Annotated in this window: 13 protein-coding genes; 10 read left to right on the top strand and 3 right to left on the bottom strand. The window is 39.8% G+C overall.

Annotated features, from left to right (window positions below; translation table 11 throughout):
• Nucleotides 1–22: 22 nt before the first annotated feature.
• Nucleotides 23–583: an FG-GAP repeat protein gene (locus FIU21_RS01595; protein ID WP_050759740.1), complete on the bottom strand. Its 561-nt coding sequence runs from the start codon at nucleotides 581–583 to the stop codon at nucleotides 23–25.
• Nucleotides 584–1660: 1077 nt separating this feature from the next.
• Here FIU21_RS01595 and FIU21_RS01590 point away from each other — a divergent pair.
• The 9 genes from FIU21_RS01590 to FIU21_RS01550 all read left to right on the top strand — a co-directional run bounded on the left by FIU21_RS01590 (nucleotide 1661) and on the right by FIU21_RS01550 (nucleotide 13676).
• Complete coding sequence (locus FIU21_RS01590) at nucleotides 1661–3289, top strand: nucleotidyltransferase family protein (RefSeq protein ID WP_036885940.1); 1629 nt, start codon at nucleotides 1661–1663, stop codon at nucleotides 3287–3289.
• 52 nt (nucleotides 3290–3341) lie between these two features.
• Entirely contained in the window at nucleotides 3342–4385 is a 1044-nt protein-coding gene (locus FIU21_RS01585; protein WP_172891282.1) for a CDP-alcohol phosphatidyltransferase family protein, read from the top strand.
• 120 nt (nucleotides 4386–4505) lie between these two features.
• A complete protein-coding gene (locus FIU21_RS01580) occupies nucleotides 4506–5300 on the top strand; it encodes an HAD family hydrolase (protein ID WP_004359534.1) in 795 nt (264 codons plus the stop codon).
• Nucleotides 5301–5329: 29 nt separating this feature from the next.
• Nucleotides 5330–6637 carry an inositol-3-phosphate synthase gene (locus FIU21_RS01575; RefSeq protein WP_004359532.1) on the top strand — a complete coding sequence of 436 codons (1308 nt, stop codon included), beginning with the start codon at nucleotides 5330–5332 and terminating at the stop codon, nucleotides 6635–6637.
• A gap of 403 nt (nucleotides 6638–7040) precedes the next feature.
• The gene (locus tag FIU21_RS01570) at nucleotides 7041–9575 is read left to right on the top strand and encodes a DUF5686 family protein (RefSeq protein WP_496109401.1); all 2535 of its coding nucleotides are present in this window, start codon (nucleotides 7041–7043) and stop codon (nucleotides 9573–9575) included.
• 32 nt (nucleotides 9576–9607) lie between these two features.
• On the top strand, nucleotides 9608–9991 hold the full coding sequence (gene crcB / locus FIU21_RS01565; RefSeq protein ID WP_004359528.1) for a fluoride efflux transporter CrcB: 384 nt from the start codon (nucleotides 9608–9610) through the stop codon (nucleotides 9989–9991).
• Between the two features lie 117 nt (nucleotides 9992–10108).
• Nucleotides 10109–10261: a hypothetical protein gene (locus FIU21_RS01560; RefSeq protein ID WP_172891281.1), complete on the top strand. Its 153-nt coding sequence runs from the start codon at nucleotides 10109–10111 to the stop codon at nucleotides 10259–10261.
• Nucleotides 10262–10535: 274 nt separating this feature from the next.
• Nucleotides 10536–11420, top strand: coding sequence for an ACP S-malonyltransferase (fabD, locus tag FIU21_RS01555; protein WP_004359527.1), 885 nt, complete (start codon nucleotides 10536–10538; stop codon nucleotides 11418–11420).
• A 90-nt stretch (nucleotides 11421–11510) separates the two neighbouring features.
• Nucleotides 11511–13676, top strand: coding sequence for an alpha-amylase family glycosyl hydrolase (locus tag FIU21_RS01550; RefSeq protein WP_004359525.1), 2166 nt, complete (start codon nucleotides 11511–11513; stop codon nucleotides 13674–13676).
• A gap of 463 nt (nucleotides 13677–14139) precedes the next feature.
• On the opposite strand, the gene FIU21_RS01545 is transcribed toward FIU21_RS01550, so the two are convergent.
• Complete coding sequence (locus FIU21_RS01545; RefSeq protein WP_004359524.1) at nucleotides 14140–15711, bottom strand: Rne/Rng family ribonuclease; 1572 nt, start codon at nucleotides 15709–15711, stop codon at nucleotides 14140–14142.
• A 319-nt stretch (nucleotides 15712–16030) separates the two neighbouring features.
• Nucleotides 16031–16309, bottom strand: a complete 279-nt coding sequence (locus tag FIU21_RS01540) for an HU family DNA-binding protein (RefSeq protein ID WP_004359523.1) — start codon at nucleotides 16307–16309, stop codon at nucleotides 16031–16033.
• A gap of 353 nt (nucleotides 16310–16662) precedes the next feature.
• On the opposite strand from FIU21_RS01540, the gene coaW reads away from it, so the two are divergent.
• Entirely contained in the window at nucleotides 16663–17493 is an 831-nt protein-coding gene (gene coaW, locus FIU21_RS01535; protein WP_004359519.1) for a type II pantothenate kinase, read from the top strand.
• The last annotated feature ends 308 nt before the right edge of the window (nucleotides 17494–17801 follow it).

Here is a 17801-nt window from a genome sequence, read left to right as displayed (position 1 = left end):
TTTAAATTGTTATATTTTAGTTTTATTCGTTCGAAGTAAATCGTTTTAGGGCTTCTTCGTGGCTAACTGCTTCAGTTAAAAAGCGTACGAAGGCGAGTCCGAAGTCGTCCCAAACATAGTCTGCGACAACATATTTATCATCGGTGGTTGCTTGCAATGTACGTACGTATGGTTCAATAAAACGAAAATCGCATAGTATTCCACCTATTCGCGCCCCCATCCACATGGGGCGTATTTTACCATTTATTTGTTTAAAGATGAAGAGTCGGCGTGCAGGTTGTGGATAGAAGCGAGTCGGTTTGATAACCCCAACGATTGCTTCGTCCTTTCCATCTCCATTAATATCGCCTGTTACGAGTTGATAAACAGGGTAGGGAAGCCGCCATTTCGCAATAGCTGTTCTGCTTTTTTTATTCTTCTCTTGTCTTTTCAGTGCCGTCTTGCTTTCTATCTTAGGATATGTCTTGCTTTCTATCTTAGGATATAAACAAAGCCATGAAAGTGAGTCGCTGACACGTTCCAACTCAAAGGTTAAGGGCTGTTGTGCCATAGTTCTTCCTACAATGAGGAAAAAGAGCAACATACAACTTATTCGCTTGTATTTATCTTTAAACATATATGGTTACAAATATAGGCACTTTAACGGATAAAACAAAATATTTCAAATAAAAAATCCTGATTTCACCGACGTGAAATCAGGACTGGCTGAATGTCTTCGAAATCCCAACATGAGATAGAGTGGGACCCATGACAATTTTGTTATCCTTCACCTTAAAAAACTAACCTATGTAATTCGTACTCTTATTTGCGTGAATTATCCTTGCGTGGTTAACGCAACTAAGTAGCTATATATTTCTTTTGATGTCTTTAGTAAAATAGTTTTTATAACCTCTTTTCATCTCATACAAGTCAAATTAAATCTCAACTTGGCTTGTGAATATCTATAGAGGATTAGTTTCTTTTAGTCTTAAACAATCTGTGTTATGTTGTTGTTATCATCCTCTAATTCTATATATGCAAAGATAGAATATAATATTCAATCAAGCAAATTTTTTATTTAGATTGTTCGCGCTTTAACATTAAATTAACTATAATGACCTTTAAACTTGCTTTTTTCGCTTATTTTTCTGCTGTTTTTTGCTTTCTTTGTACCTAAAACGCTTTTTTCTCGATTATTATATTTGCTTTTATGAGAACTATGTGTTTCATTAATTGTAATAAATTTTCTAACTATTGGAAAGTAATATGTGCCTTTTAGGCTTCGAAAAGATGCCCAATTGACTTGTAAAAGACGCCCTTTTGAGTTCTAACTAACGCCCTTTTGAAGTCCAATTAAGCATCTTTTAGTTTACTGTTTTGTAATTGTTTGATTGTCTTTTGGTTACAAGAGTAGTGAAAAATACTGATTTAGGCTGTTATTAAGTCTCTTTTTCTTCTTGCTTTTGTAATAAAATTTCCCAGCTCTCTTAGTGCTCAAATAAGGCTGTTATTATCTTTTATTTATTTTATTTGTCTTCTGTCATTTTTAGAGGGGTTAGTTAAGTATCAAGGCTTGTAAGCCGATAAAAGTATTATAAAAGTCTCTTTAGGGGTATATTTAAGTAGAAAAACGTTACCGAGAAAGAGGCTTATCTCCTTAGAATTATGTATCTTTGCAGGGATGAAATTCGCAATTATTGCAGCTGGCGACGGTTCACGACTGGCTCAAGAAGGTGTCACCGAACCCAAACCATTGGTGAAGGTAAGGGGAGAACGGCTCATAGACAGATTAATAAGGATTTTCATGGGAAATAATGCCACGGAGATTGTTGTTATCTGTAATGAGCAGATGTCTGATGTGGCAAGCCATCTGAAGATGATACAAGACAAAGGATTGAATGGATTGCCAGTCCCTCTGCGATTTGTTGTAAAATCAACTCCGAGCTCAATGCATAGTTTTTATGAGTTGCGCAATTTCCTTCGTGATGACCCTTTTATCCTAACAACAGTCGATACAATCTTTGATGAGAGAGAGTTTCATGATTACGTCTTATCCTTTCAAGATAAGATAGCACAGGGGACAGACGCTTTGATGGGTGTTACAGACTATATTGATGATGAAAAACCACTTTATGTCGGTGTAGACAATGTTATGCGTATTAATGGTTATTATGATACACCTCAAGCCGATTCTCACTTTATTTCTGCAGGTATATATGGTTTGACTGCTCCCTCGCTTAATATTCTGGAATCTTGTATAGAGAAAGGTGAGAGTCGGATGCGTAATTTTCAGCGTGCATTGGTTGCAGATGGCTTGCAAATAGAAGCTTATCCGCTGACAAAGGTGTTTGATATTGACCATATAGATGATATAAGAAAGGCTGATGAAAGAGTAAATAACTTATCTTCTTGTTGTAAGGGGAAAACCCTGTTGATACAACGTGCAGCCTGCTATTCACCTAATTCTGAGGAGAAAGACTTAGCTATCTTGCAAGAGGTTGGTAGTTTTTTAGAGAATGCCACGATAATAAGTGAAGATGATTTTGTCAATCGTTTTAGTACTTATAATCAGTCTGTTTCATCTGAATCAGTAGATTTAGTAAATGTCAATAGCCAAATTATTTCTATGGCTCGCAGCACAAAGGCTTTAGAGTGTTTTAAGCAGTTGGAGCAGAATGGCATACAAGTTATTAACCCATCGGATGGCGTTTGGGCTTGTCAAAGGAGTAATATAGACAAGGTGATGCGTGAAAACCATCTCCCATTGCCACCTGATAAGGGGGATGATGGCTATTGGGTAAAGCGTGCTGATACTGCTGCTCAAAGCAAAGAAGACGTCTGTTTCTGTCATGATTGGTCAGAAGTCGAAAAGATAAAATCAACCTTTATGCAGCGTGGTATCACAGATGTTGTGACGCAAGCACATGTAAAAGGTGACGTTGTGAAGTTTTATGGTGTTGAAGGTACTGGCTTTTTCCGTTATTATTATTCAGGTGATGATACTGAAACAAAGTTTGGTGATGAAGAAAGGAATGGTAAACCGCAGTATTATCCATTTTCATCTTCTGACTTACAAACTGATGCGGAGAAGTTAGCTTGTTTACTACAGACGCCTATTTATGGTGGTGATGCGATAGTACGGGAAGACGGCAGTTATGTTATCATTGATTTTAATGACTTCCCCAGTTTCTCAAGATGTAGGGAAGAAGCGGCAAAGGCTATTGTTGAACGGATGAAACAGAAGGTTGAGGCTTCTCATAAAACCTCCTCAAACGAGACGTGTAAGGACGATATGAATAGTTGTAGTTGATTGATAGTCAATTATTCCTTAATTCGAATCGTTTATAAATAATCAGAATACAATGATAAAAGAAGAACAAAATAATAGAGCAACTGCTCAGCAAACAATGGGCAACGCTCATTTTGCAGCTCAGCCCTCTTCACCTTATTTGGGAGAAGGACAAGATGGTAAGATGGGATTCTTTAGTCTTCTTCGTGCCTCTTTTAAGTCTATGGATACGGAAGAATGGCTTGATATCTATTTTACTCGCCCCATAGGCTTGGCATTTGCCTTGTTCTGGCATCGCTTAGGTGTTACACCTAATACGATTACTATTCTCTCTATCTTCCTTGGAATTGGTGCGGGTGTAATGTTTTATTTTACAGATACTTTGCATAATATCATAGGAATTATTCTCTTGATGTTAGCAAACTTTTGTGATTCAACCGACGGACAGTTGGCACGGCTTACTCGTCAACAATCTATGAAAGGTCGCTGTTTAGATGGTTTTGCAGGCGATGTGTGGTTCTTCTCAATCTATCTTGCTATTGTCTTACGACTGTGGTATCAGCCAATGCCTGGCACATCAGAGGTGTGGGGCTTTTGGGGATTAGCCTTGGCAGCCATTGCAAGTTTGTTATGTCACTCTCCACAAAGTTCATTGAGCGACTATTATCGACAGATTCATCTTTATTTCTTGAAGGGTAAAGAAGGTTCAGAACTTGACTCATACGAACGCGAACACGATATTGTCGAAAGCTTGAAAGGAAAGAAGGGAGTCGTTTGGGACCGTGCTTTTCATAGTAATTATCAACGTTATTGTAGAAGTCAGGAGCGTAGAACTCCTGCTTTTCAGAAGTTTCATGCGGCATTGATTGAGAAGTACGGAGGAATAGATAAGGTACCACAGGAACTCAAAGACCGCTTTTTGGCAGGTAGTAGACCGCTGATGCCTTTTACAAATTTTCTTTCGTTCAATAGTCGTGCTATTCTTATCTACGTCACTTGCTTATTGAATTGTCCGTGGATATACTTTGTGTTTGAGATTAGTTTATATAGTTTGTTGTACATCTATATGCACAAGCGGCACGAAGATTTGTGTAAAAGTCTTACGCCAAAAGAGTAAATTATATGTTTCTTAGGCTGTATTTAAGATTGAAAATATGTTGAAGATTTACTTTTTCTGTTCACCATTTAATGTTGAATGACAGTCTATTATGATCTAATATTGCTTAAACCATTTAGAATGAACAAAGAGTTAAACGATATATCATTAAGAACAAAGAGAACACACGCTACTCAATGTGATGAGGAGGGAGGGTTAACTCTCCTCTTTGACTTTGGTGGTACGCTTGATACTGCAGGTTGTCACTGGGGAAAGTTTCTTTGGTATGCATACAAAAGAAACGGAATTCCAGTGACAGAAGTGCAGTTTCGTGAAGCCTATGTACATGCAGAACGTACCTTAGCGAAGCAGCCTATTATACAGTCACACGACACATTTCTTTCGATGTTAACGTCTAAATTGAAATTAGAGTTTGAGTACTTGGTAGGCTGTGGCTGGTTAGTGGCAGATAAAGTTGAGGCTGAACGGATGCAAAGAATTCTGTTGAATGATATTTATGACAAGGTAAAAGCCAATATAGCAGAGAGTAGAGAAGTGCTGTCAGACTTAAAGAAGCATTATAGAATAGGCTTGGTAACAAACTTCTATGGCAACATGTCTGTTGTGCTTGAGGAGTTTTGCTTATCTTCTTATTTTGAAACCATAACGGAAAGTTCTGTTGTTGGTGTTCGAAAACCTGATTCACAGATATTTAATTTAGCTGTGAAATCTATGGAAGTGAGGCCTGAAAACGTTGTTGTGATTGGCGATAGCTATACCAAAGACATACTTCCTGCACATGAATTTGGTTGTCATACCCTATGGTTAAAAGGCGAAGGGTGGACGTTTGAAGAGCCAGCAACGTGTGTAGCAGATTATATTATTAAGAATTTAGTTGAACTACAACCTATATTAAGACAATATACGCCGCTTTAATGCGTTAATTAAATATTGCAGTAATAATCATGAAGCAAACAAATGTAAAGCCTGCAGAAGGCAGATTAGGAATAATGGTCGTTGGTTGCGGCGCTGTTGCTACGACCTTCATGACTGGAGTGTTAATGACACGCAAGGGTCTTACGAAGCCCATTGGCTCAATGACTCAATATGATAAGATCCGTGTTGGGCGCGGAGCTGATAAGAAATATCTTCATTACAAAGATATTGTTCCATTGGCAAACTTAGATGATATCGTCTTTGGTACATGGGATGTGTACCCTCAGAATGCTTATCAAGCAGCAGTATATGCTGAAGTGTTGAAGGCAAAGGATATCGAACTTGTACGCGAGGAACTGATGGCTATCAAGCCTTTGAAGGCAGCTTTCGACCGAAACTATGCTAAGCGACTTGACGGAGACAATGTTAAAGACTGCAAGACACGCTGGGATATGGTGCTGGAATTGCAGAAAGACATTCAGAACTTTAAGAAAGAGCATGGCTGCGAACGTGTTGTTGTCATCTGGGCAGCTTCTACCGAGATTTATGTACCATATGATGAGGCATACCACAAGACGCTTGAGCAATTGGAATCGGCTATGAAGTCAGATGATAGAGAGCATGTTGCGCCATCTATGTGTTATGCTTATGCGGCATTGACAGAGGATTGTCCGTTTATCATGGGTGCTCCTAATACAACGGTTGACATACCTGCTATGTGGGAATTGGCTGAGAAGACACGTATGCCTATTGCTGGTAAAGACTTTAAGACGGGGCAAACATTGGTTAAGTCGGGCTTTGCTCCTATCATTAAGACACGTAACCTTGGACTTGCTGGTTGGTTCTCAACGAACATCTTGGGTAATCGTGATGGCTTAGTTCTTGATGAACCAGCTAACTTCCATACAAAGGAAGTAAGTAAGTTGTCGACACTTGAGACCATTTGTAGAGCTGATGAGCAGCCCGACCTTTATGGTAATATCTATCATAAAGTACGTATCAACTATTATCCACCTCGTAATGATGACAAGGAAGGATGGGATAATATAGACATCTTTGGCTGGATGGGTTACCCGATGCAGATAAAGATTAATTTCCTTTGTCGTGATTCCATCCTTGCTGCACCATTGCTTCTTGACCTTACGTTGCTCTCTGATCTTGCTGCAAGGTCTGGTCGTTATGGTATTCAGCGTTTCTTGAGTATCTTCCTCAAGAGTCCAATGCACGATTTCACTCGTGGTGAGGAAGCTGTCAATAATCTCTTTGAACAGTATACAATGCTGAAGAATGCCATTCGAGAAATGGGTGGATATGAAGCTGATGAGGAGATTGATTAGTCATCTCCTCAATTAACAGAGAAGTCCTCCAAACCCTTTTATGGGATAGGAGGATGCTTGAATGCAAAATGACGAAAGTAAGTTGTCTTGCATGATTCTAAAACTAAAGTAAGATATGAATAGATTAATGAGTCTAAACATGCGTAATCATATATCTTCTGTCTTTGATAAGACAAGAGGAGGACGGCGAATGATAAGGTTGAGAGTGATAGTTGCTCTCCTCTTAGTGTTCGTATCATTTTCAGCACATGCATATACATTTAAGTCTTTGTTCTTTAATTCAAAGCCTTATGTTATGCACATTGATTCTTTGTTGGTGGGTAAAGACTCTTCGTTTGTAGGTAAAGATTCTTTGTTGACAGCAGCTGACTCGATGGGAATTGCAACTGATTCGTTGCTGCAGATGATGGACTCATTAGCTAAGATAGCCCCAAAACCAGCTGTGATAGATAGTACGCTACTTCAATGTTATGTGGTTGATTGGCAAACAGGAGATAGTATTCCTTATGCGAATGCAGTCTATCGGAATTTAAAGTTAGGTGCTTCGAGTGATGCGAATGGTCATTTCTCTATTGCAAGAAAAGTAGGAGAACAACTTACAATCACTGCTGTTGGCTATAAATCACGTAATATTAAGATTACTGCACATACTTCAAGAGAATTGAAAGTGACGCTTATCGCAGACTCTAAGCAGTTGCAGGGTATTGTTGTGAAGGCTAAACGTCGTCATAAATATTCGCGTAAGGATAACCCAGCAGTAGAGTTGATGAGGCGAGTTATTGCTGCGAAGAAGCAAACTCACTTGGAAAACCATGATTATTATCAGTATGATAAGTATCAGAAGGTGACTATGGCTATTAATAACCTTACACCTGATGAACTTGAAGGCTCTATGTTTAAGAAAGCTCCTTGGCTTCTTGACCAAGTAGAAACTTGTCCTTATAATAACAAACTCATTCTTCCAATCTCTGTAGATGAGGCGCTTACGCAGCATCTTTACCGTAAGAACCCACGTGATGAAAAGGATATCGTGTTAGGACAGTCTACTAAAGGTATTTCAAAACTTATACAAACAGGTGAAGCTTTGAATACGATAGTGAAGGATCTCTTTAAGGATATCAATCTTTATGACGACCAAATTGATCTTCTTCAGAAGCGTTTCCCTTCTCCAATAGGCTCTACAGCGATTTCGTTCTATCATTTTTATATCGACGATACGGTCTATGTAAATCAGGATCAGTGTATTCGTTTGCAGTTTATGCCAGCCAACCAGCAGGACTTTGGGTTCCGTGGAGAGTTGTATGTGTTGAATGATAGTTCACTTCATGTGAAGAAGTGTGATATGCAGTTGCCTGCTAATACGGGTGTTAACTTTGTTGATGCAATGAAGTTTCAGCAGGGATTCACGAAGTTAAGTAATGGAGAGTGGGCTTTAACGACTGATAATATGATTGCCGAGTTGAAGCTGACAGACCTTTTGCAACGTGCTATTGTCATTCGCACGACCGGTATAACAAACTATTCTTTTGCCCCTATTGAGGACAAACAATTTAAGGGAAAGGCAAAGACAATATACGATACCCATGCTAAGATGCGCGATAATGATTTCTGGGCAGCACATAGAACAACGCAACTGACGAAGAGTGAGGCTGGAATGGACTCATTTATCAAGCGTATGGCAAGCACAAAGCATTTCAAATGGGTGATGTTTGCGTCCAAGGCTTTGATAGAGAACTTCATTGAAACAGGTTCAGAAGATAAGCCAAGTAAGTTTGATATTGGTCCTGTCAATACTTTTATCTCAAAGAACTTTGTTGATGGCATTCGTTTACGTGCCTCTGCCCGTACTACAGCTAAGTTTAATCCTCATTGGTTCTTTGAGGGTTACTATGCTTATGGTACACGGTCGCGTCGTAATTATTACGATGCAAAGGTAACATACTCGTTTAATAAGCCCGAGTATCAGCCTATTGAGTTCCCTATCCGTACCATATCTTTCGAATCAACAAGTGATGTTGAGTCTCCATCAGACAAGTATCTGAAGCACAATAAGGATAATATCTTCATGACTTTCCGCCCAGTGAAGGTTGAGCAGATGTATTTTGTAAATCGTCAGAAGATTAACTTCATGTGGGAGACTGACTATGGTTTGGCTACAAACTTTGAGATTCGTACAGAGAGTAACAGGCCTACAGGTAAGCTTGTCTATGAGAAAATGGATGGTACGTTGGTTGACAAACTGCGTGTGAGTGAGATTAGTCTTGGATTCAATTATCGTCCAGGACAATCTTATGTGAACTCAAAGCAAAAGCGTATGACTGTAAATCTCGATGCGCCAGAGTTCAATGTTACGCATACAATGGGTATTAAGCATTTCTTAGGTAGTGACTTTAATACTAATCTTACGGAGGTTTCTATTTATAAACGTTTCTGGTTAGGAAGTTGGGGACATGTTGATACACGTGTACAAGGTGGTGCACAATGGAATAAGGTACCATTCCAATTCCTTATTACTCCTCCTGTGAACACGTCTTATTTCGAGCATCAAGGAACATTCAACCTCATGAAAGGACTTGAATTCCTTAATGACCGATATGCACAGTTTAATCTTGCATGGGACTTAGAGGGTAAGATTTTCAACCGTATTCCACTCATTAAGAAGCTGAAGTGGCGTGAGTATGTTGCCTTTAAAGGAATGTGGGGACATTTGACAGATAAGAACAACCCATATTTACCACAGAATGCTAATGATACGGAATTGTATAAGTTCCCTGTCGATACACGTGTTATGACACGCGATCCTTACATGGAGTTTGTTGTCGGAGTACATAATATCTTCAAGTTTTTGGAGGTAGATTACGTTCGTCGACTAACTTATACACATGCTCCGGGTATCTCAAAGAATGGTATTCGATTTGGTTTTAATCTGGTTTTCTAAGCCTTATAGACAAAAAAAATTGTTCGTTCAGTATGATAAAGGATATTCTTTTAGTAGGTATTGGAAGTTTTGTTGGTGGCAGTCTTCGAATGGTTATCTCGAAGTATGTACAACTTGCTGTAGCTGGCTCATTCCCTTTGGGAACAATGGTCGTCAACGTGCTTGGCTGTTTCCTTATAGGTATCTTCTCTTCATTAACTAATGATCATGGCGGATTCAGTCCTGCTGTTCGCCTTATGCTCACTACTGGTTTCTGTGGAGGTTTCACAACCTTTTCAACTTTTATGAATGAGCATGCAACGTTATTAAAGGGAGGGGATGGTTTTATTATTTCTTCCCTTTATATCATTGCCTCCCTTGCATTAGGCTTTATCGCTTTATTAGCAGGTCGCCACCTTGTTATGTCTTTTCAATGATGTAACTATATCGTTCGTTTAGCGTGTTTAGATGTAAAGGTAATGATTACTTAGATGAATGAAGTAGGTGTTATATCCTTTCGATAGTACAACTCATTTCTTTCGTTTTGGGTATGTATGGTAAGCTATCTACCAACAACACGAATGGTGTTTGACGTTCGCACCACACGTGCTAAGCCTTCGCACGAATGGTGCGGATGCCTTTCTGAACTTGTAACATTCCTTATAAGAACAGGTAAAGACAAGACTTATATGGTTTTAAAGGGGTAAGTAATGTTTGTCTTAGGGGATGTCGATGGCATTGGAAATGCTGGCAAAGTGAATGTTCTTTGGTAATTTATAACCCCAAAGTATTCTTATACAAACCTAATGTGTACAATCTTATTGATGCAAAATACATAGTGGAAATAACAAGAAATTATTTCTACAAGGTTAGAGTGATGCAAAGCACATCGTGTTTTTTACTTAGTTTCTTTTCTATCTCCTTTCTTTTCTGTATCTTTGCACTCTGTAGAATATTAATAATTAAACAATTCAATAGTATATGAAAGCATTTGTATTCCCTGGACAGGGATCTCAGTTTGTTGGTATGGGTAAGGACCTCTATGACAATAACCCATTAGCAAAGGAACTTTTCGATAAGGCTGACGAGATTCTTGGCTTCAAGATAACCGAGATTATGTTTGCTGGTACAGACGAGCAGTTGAAGGAAACTAAGGTTACTCAGCCTGCAGTATTCCTCCATAGCGTTATTTCAGCACTTTGCTTAGGCGATGAGTTCAAGCCAGATATGGTTGCAGGTCACTCTTTGGGTGAGTTTTCAGCACTCGTTGCAGCTGGTGCATTGAGCTTCGAAGATGGTTTGAAGCTTGTTGCTGCACGTGCTAATGCTATGCAGAAGGCTTGTGAACTGAATCCTGGTACTATGGCAGCTATCATAGGTTTGCCTGATGAGAAGGTTGAGGAAATCTGTGCATCTGTATCTCAAGAAGGTAAGGTTTGTGTTGCAGCTAACTTTAACTGCCCTGGTCAGTTGGTTATCTCTGGTTCAACAGAGGGTGTCAATGAGGCTTGCGAGTTGATGAAGGCGGCTGGTGCTAAGCGTGCATTGCCATTGAAGGTAGGTGGTGCTTTCCACTCTCCATTGATGCAGCCTGCTAAGGATGAGTTGCAGGCAGCTATTGAGGCAACTACCTTCAATGCACCAAAGTGCCCTGTTTATCAGAATGTGGACGCATTGCCACATACTGATCCAGCTGATATTCAGAAGAATCTTATCGCTCAGCTTACATCAAGCGTACGTTGGACCAAGAGCGCACAGAACATGATTGCCGATGGTGCTACAGAGTTCGTTGAGTGCGGACCTGGTACAGCTTTGCAGGGTATGCTCGGTCGTATCGACAAGACTGTTAATGCACACGGTGTATAGTCCTAACTTTATTATTAAGCGACAGTCCCCTCCTCCGTCCCCTTCCTTTTGAGGGAGGGAACGAAGGAGGGGCTTTCTTTCTATTTGTTTATGAAAACTAAATTAGTTATCTATCAAGTTTTCACTCGTACTTTCGGTAATAAGAACCTTACAAAGAAGGAGAATGGTACATTAGCTGAGAACGGAGTAGGGAAGATGAATGACTTTGATGAGGAAGTGTTGCGACGCATCCATGACTTCGGTGTTACTCATCTTTGGTATACAGGCGTAATCCGCCATGCAACATGTACAGATTATTCAGCTTTTGGCATACCTACACAGAATCCTCGTGTAGTAAAAGGACGTGCTGGTTCGCCTTACGCCATCACGGATTATTATGATATTGACCCTGATATAGCAGTAGATGTAGATGCTCGTATGGTAGAGTTTGAGGCACTTGTAGACCGTACGCATACAGAAGGTATGAAGATGATTATTGACTTTGTACCCAATCATGTTGCTCGTCAATACAAGAGTATCGCCAAGCCAGAGGGCGTAGAAGACCTTGGAGAGGGCGATGATACGAGCAAGCACTTTGATGCTCAAAACAATTTCTATTATTGTCCAAACGAAAAACTTGACCTCTCTGGTGTTGTTGAGAATTCTTATGCTCACGATGCTGAACCTTATAATGAGTTTCCTGCAAAGTGTACAGGTAACGATCGCTTCGACTCTCACCCACAGCAAAACGACTGGTATGAAACGATAAAGTTAAACTATGGTGTAGACTATTGTGATGCTGGTGGCAGAAGCTATCACTATCACCCTATCCCTTCTACATGGAAGAAGATGACTGATATTCTTCTTTTTTGGGCTGCAAAGGGCGTTGATGGTTTTCGTTGCGATATGGCAGAGATGGTTCCGCATGAATTTTGGGCATACGCAACACAACAGGTTAAGAATCGTTACCCCAAGATGATATTTATTGGTGAGGTATATGATCCTAATCAATATCGTATGTATATTGAGTCAGGTTTTGACTATCTCTATGATAAGGTGGGAATGTACGATTGTATTCGTGGTGTTATGTGCGACGAACGCCCCGCCTCTTCTATCACACGTGAGTGGCAGCAGGTTGATGATATTCGCGATCACATGCTCTATTTCCTTGAAAACCACGATGAGCAACGTATTGCTTCTGATTTCTTCGCAGGTAATCCTTGGAAGGGAGTTCCGGGTATGATTGTTTCTGCTCTTCTCCAACAGAACCCTGTCATGGTTTATGCAGGGCAAGAGTTTGGTGAAAGAGGAATGGATAAAGAAGGCTTCTCTGGGCAGGATGGACGTTCAACCATCTTTGATTACTGGACGAGTGACGCTATTTTTAAAGGATTTTTTAATCGTGATTCCTTGACAACAGATGAGAAGAAACTTTCGTTGGTTTATCAGGGAATTCTCCGTTTTTGCAATCGTGAGAAAGCTGTTAGGGAAGGACAGACTTTTGATCTTATGTATGCAAATAATCAGAGCTATCAGTTTAATCCTCGCAAACAGTTCGCTTTTTTACGTAAGACAGACAATGAAGTGTTATTGGTTGTAGCTAACTTCGACCAAAAGCGAGTATATATCAATGTAACTGTTCCCTCTCATGCGTATGATTTCCTTGGTCTGCCCGAGCAGGAAGTAGAAATGACCGACTTGCTTTCTGGTTTTACGAAAGTCGTAGAATTGAAACGTGATGGTCAAATTGCATTGGATATAGCTGCAAACTATGGTAGAATTTACAAGTTTAATATAAAGAGGAAGACAGTGGATTACGTATTAAATGCACACAATAAAGAGGAATTCCCTCCTGCTCATACAGCAGAACATTTGCTAAATCAGGTGATGATGCGTATGTTTGGAGCAGAGCGTAGCAATAATGCTCACATAGAACGAAAGAAGAGTAAAATGACTTTCATTCTCGATCATAAGCCGAGTCGAAAAGAAGAAAAGGCGATAGAGGACGAGATGAATCGTTTGATAGCAGAAGATTTGCCAGTAACTTTTGAAATGATTGATCGTAATAATATTCCAGAAGGTGTTGATGTTGGCAAACTTCCAGAGGATGCTTCGGAGATGTTGCGATTGGTTCGTATTGGTGACTTTGATGTCTGTCTTTGCATAGGTAAGCACGTCCGTTCAACCGCTCAGATTGGTCGCTTTGAAATGTTGGGTACAAACTGGGATGAACAGAAACGTGCATTCAGAGTACGCTTTAAAGTCATTCCGGCTTAAAACGTTTATTAGGCCATATAGCAAACGCCCACACTTGTCTTTTTTTTGGACAGGTGAGGACGTTTTTGTTGATGCGAATTTATTTTACATTGTTGCTAATGTTTCCCACTTAAAATAAGCATAAAGCCACTCTTTCCTACACCCTTGTAACTGTCTTGTAATTAATAAGTTACAAAAATGGTTTGCAAGAGGTGCTGAATTGGACTTCAAAAGGGCGTTAGTAAGACTTCAAAAGGGCATCTTTTAGAAGTCAATTGAGCGTTAATTCGAGTGTAATTAAGTCTTAATAAAAATCGATGAGAGGAAAATTGTTGACAAATTGACTTTTGGTTAGGTTTGTACTCAATGTTTTTATGCTATATGTAAAGTAAGGATAAAAAGAAATCCGCCACCTTATATATAATAGGTAGCGGATTTCTAATGTTGTAAACCTTTCGTTTTATCTAACGACTTAGTAGTTTGTTCAGGATTTGTCGTTCTGTTCCTTCATATCAATAAACTGCTGTTTTGCATCATAGAACTCATACTGCAAATAAGCAAGTTTCTGTGAAGGAATGATATTTACACCTAAACCATACTTCATCTGCCACTTACGTTTCAAGGAAATAAGACCCTTGTTGATGTAAGCTGCAACGTATGGATGAACGTGCAAATAGAATTTCTTTACTCCAACCTTATTAACCAATCGGTCAATCTTACGCTCCAACTGATCGGTAAAAAGGATGCTTGAACGAATCTTACCAGTACCGAAACAGGTAGGGCAGTTCTCATCTACATCTACATCCATCACTGGGCGTACACGCTGGCGAGTAATCTGCATAAGTCCGAACTTGCTCAGTGGAAGGATGTTGTGACGTGCACGGTCCTTCTGCATGTTCTTACACATACGCTCGTACAGCATCTGTCGGTCTTCAGCAAGATTCATGTCGATAAAGTCTACGACAATGATTCCACCCATATCACGCAGTCGAAGCTGGCGAGCTAACTCATCAGCGGCACCAAGATTGGTGTCAAGCGCATTCTGTTCCTGTGCTTTTTCTTTCGTTCTGTTTCCACTATTCACATCCACAACGTGCATTGCCTCTGTGTGTTCGATGATGAGGTAGCAGCCATGACCATAATTAATGGTCTTGCCGAAGCTTGATTTAATTTGCTTCGTAACGTCAAAGTTGTCAAAGATTGGCACCTTACCAGTGTACTTCTTCACTATGCCCGCCTTTTCAGGGGCTATTAGAGAGACGTAGTGTCGAACGGCAGTGCAAATCTCGTCATCGTTGACGTAGATGTTTTCGTAGGTTGGATTGAAGAGGTCACGCAGCATGGCAACAGCACGTCCAGTCTCCTCAAACACAAGTTGAGGGCGTTCCTGCGTTTTCTGCAGTCTTGTGATTGCTTCATTCCAGCGGCTCAGTAGGACTTTCATCTCAGCGTCAAGCTCGGCTACGCGCTTTCCTTCAGCTACCGTACGGACAATTACACCGAAGTTCTTTGGTGTAATACTCTGTATGAGCTGCTTGAGGCGTGCACGTTCTTCACCGCTTTTGATTTTAGAAGATACGCTAACTTTATGCCCGAATGGTATAAGCACCAGGAATCTGCCAGCGAATGATATTTCGCCTGTAAGGCGAGGTCCTTTGGTGGAAATGGGTTCTTTAACAATCTGTACCATCACCTCTTGTCCTACCTGCAGTGTGTTTTGAACTGTTCCGTCCTTTTGCAAGTCGGGTAGGCGAGTGGCTTTTTGAATGGGATAAAGTTTCTTGCGGTCGCTCTGAACCTGTTTCAGATACTTTGCATAGGAGTTGAATTGGCTCCCTAAGTCAAGATAATGAAGAAAGGCGTCACGCTCATAACCTACATCTACAAAGCAGGCATTCAGCCCTGGCATCAGTTTCTTTACCTTTGCCACGTAGATGTTTCCAACCGAGAAGCTCGCCTCTCTTGGCTCACGCTGGTATTCAACCAGACGCTTGTCTTCGAGTAGCGCTATCGAAATCTCTTTCGGTTGGGCATCAATAATTACTTCGCTTGTCATCTTCTTCGTTTGTTATAAGCTATCATTTAACGTCTTTTATAGTCTCTACAATGGTGCTAAAGGATACTTATAGATAAAATAAAAATGCGGAACCTGTCGTCGCACTTCCAGGGAAGAGAAGTATATTGCGATGACACGCCCCGCCATATTATTGAAAGTCAGTTGTAAAGCCTTTCAGCCTTGGGGCTTACTTGCTCTTATGTCTGTTCTTTCTTAATCTCTTTTTACGCTTGTGCGTAGCCATCTTGTGTCCCTTTTTCTTCTTTCCGTTTGGCATAGCTTTAAATTGTTTTAAATTGTTATTGTATTTATGTTTAATTTATTTCTTCATATCCTCGATGAAGGTCTTTGCTGGCTTGAAGCTTGGGAAATCGTGTGCTGGGATAGTGATAGTCGTGTTCTTTGAGATGTTACGAGCTGTCTTTTCCGCACGGTGCTTAACGATGAAGCTACCGAAACCACGAAGGTATACATTTTCTTTCTTCTCCAACAAACTGTCTTTGATGGTTTCCATAAAAGACTCAACCACAGCTGAAACGTCCTTCTTGGCGATGCCAGTAGACGTTGCAATCTCATTGATGATATCTGCTTTCGTCATTTTGTTTTTGTTCTTTATTGATGTTTATTTCTAATCTCTCATTATAACGGAATGCAAAGATACTCATTTTCAGCTTAATAGAGAAATATTTTTGTGTCTTTTTTGTAAAATATCTCGGTAAATGCTCTAAACTTTAAGGTTTTTCGTACCTTTGCGACATTATAAGTTGTATTTCATGCTTATGTGGAGTATTGGATTTAATGATGTTATAAGGAATTGAACCATTATCAACACTTGCGCAGAGATAATTCTTTATGAGTGATTACTTGGTGTAAATTCTTATATATTTTGGTTTATTCATTATCTCCCAGAAAGCGGTTTTTGTAAGACTTCTGTATAATTATATAAGGTGTATGAAGATTTCCATCGGTATAGATGTGGGTATTTCAACAACCAAGATTGTTGGAATCAGAGAGGGAAAGGTTATTAAACCTTTGCGTATCAAGGCTACTGATCCAGTAACGTCCTTGTATGGAGCTTTTGGAAAATATCTATATGACAATAGGATTGACCTATCTGACGTTGAGCGTGTTATGCTTACGGGCGTAGGTGCTCACTATATTGATAAGCCTGTTTATGGACTTCCAACGGCTAAGGCAGATGAGTTTTTGGCTGATGGCTTAGGTGCTCAGTTTGAGTCGAAGTTGCAACGTATGATTGTAGTTTCTATGGGTACGGGTACCTCACTTGTACTTTGTGATGGCAATGAGGTACGTCACATTGGTGGTATCGGTATTGGTGGCGGTACGTTGAGTGGTCTTTCACGTTTGTTGTTACAGACTGATAACATTAACGAAATCATTGCTTTGGCTAATAAGGGAGATATTTCTCGTATCAATCTTCAGATTAAAGACATCTCAACCAGTCCACTTCCAGGCTTGCCAATGGATGCTACTGCATCTCTCTTTGCCAATGCGCAGGCTAATGCAAGTCGTGAAGATATTGCCTTAGGTTTGATAGGATTGGTGTTACAGTCTATCGGTTCAGCAACAATCTTGAGTTCTTTGAATAGCGATATCCGTGACTTTGTACTCATAGGTAATCTTAGTTTGTTGCCACAATGCGAACTCCTTTTCCCTGTTATGGAGAAGATATACGATGTTCGCTTTATTATTCCGAAGAATTCTGAGTATTGCACGGCAATCGGTGCAGCTTTGCAAGCAGATAACATTGAGACAGTTTAATCATTGTTTATAAAGGATTACAGGCACTTTGTAGCGCTGTCTACAAAGTGCCTGTAATTTTATAGTAACCTATCTGCTGTATAGATTGTTAAAGGTAAATACCTTTATCCTTTCTTTAAGATGATATTTTACTTAAAGAGAGGATTTCTCCTAACTTAGCTAAGACTGTCAACTATCTATCCTATTGTTATCCTCTGATATTGAAAATCATTTCTTTTTAGACCTCTATAATATACAGATAAGGGTTTGAAAAATCATTACATAATTTCAAGGAAAGCATCTATAACTAATGGTAAAAAGACATATAA

Origin of the sequence: Prevotella melaninogenica, from assembly GCF_013267595.1 — a bacterium.
Taxonomy (GTDB): domain Bacteria; phylum Bacteroidota; class Bacteroidia; order Bacteroidales; family Bacteroidaceae; genus Prevotella; species Prevotella melaninogenica_D.
The sequence above is the reverse complement of the archived record's forward strand: the minus strand, read 5'-3'. Positions and strand labels throughout refer to the sequence as shown.

Coding starts and splice junctions, on each gene's coding strand:
- FIU21_RS01595 (WP_050759740.1), bottom strand. CDS start 583: ATGTTGCTCTTTTTCCTCATTGTAGGAAGAACTATGGCACAACAGCCC.
- FIU21_RS01590 (WP_036885940.1), top strand. CDS start 1,661: ATGAAATTCGCAATTATTGCAGCTGGCGACGGTTCACGACTGGCTCAA.
- FIU21_RS01585 (WP_172891282.1), top strand. CDS start 3,342: ATGATAAAAGAAGAACAAAATAATAGAGCAACTGCTCAGCAAACAATG.
- FIU21_RS01580 (WP_004359534.1), top strand. CDS start 4,506: ATGAACAAAGAGTTAAACGATATATCATTAAGAACAAAGAGAACACAC.
- FIU21_RS01575 (WP_004359532.1), top strand. CDS start 5,330: ATGAAGCAAACAAATGTAAAGCCTGCAGAAGGCAGATTAGGAATAATG.
- FIU21_RS01570 (WP_496109401.1), top strand. CDS start 7,041: ATGATGGACTCATTAGCTAAGATAGCCCCAAAACCAGCTGTGATAGAT.
- crcB (WP_004359528.1), top strand. CDS start 9,608: ATGATAAAGGATATTCTTTTAGTAGGTATTGGAAGTTTTGTTGGTGGC.
- FIU21_RS01560 (WP_172891281.1), top strand. CDS start 10,109: ATGGTAAGCTATCTACCAACAACACGAATGGTGTTTGACGTTCGCACC.
- fabD (WP_004359527.1), top strand. CDS start 10,536: ATGAAAGCATTTGTATTCCCTGGACAGGGATCTCAGTTTGTTGGTATG.
- FIU21_RS01550 (WP_004359525.1), top strand. CDS start 11,511: ATGAAAACTAAATTAGTTATCTATCAAGTTTTCACTCGTACTTTCGGT.
- FIU21_RS01545 (WP_004359524.1), bottom strand. CDS start 15,711: ATGACAAGCGAAGTAATTATTGATGCCCAACCGAAAGAGATTTCGATA.
- FIU21_RS01540 (WP_004359523.1), bottom strand. CDS start 16,309: ATGACGAAAGCAGATATCATCAATGAGATTGCAACGTCTACTGGCATC.
- coaW (WP_004359519.1), top strand. CDS start 16,663: ATGAAGATTTCCATCGGTATAGATGTGGGTATTTCAACAACCAAGATT.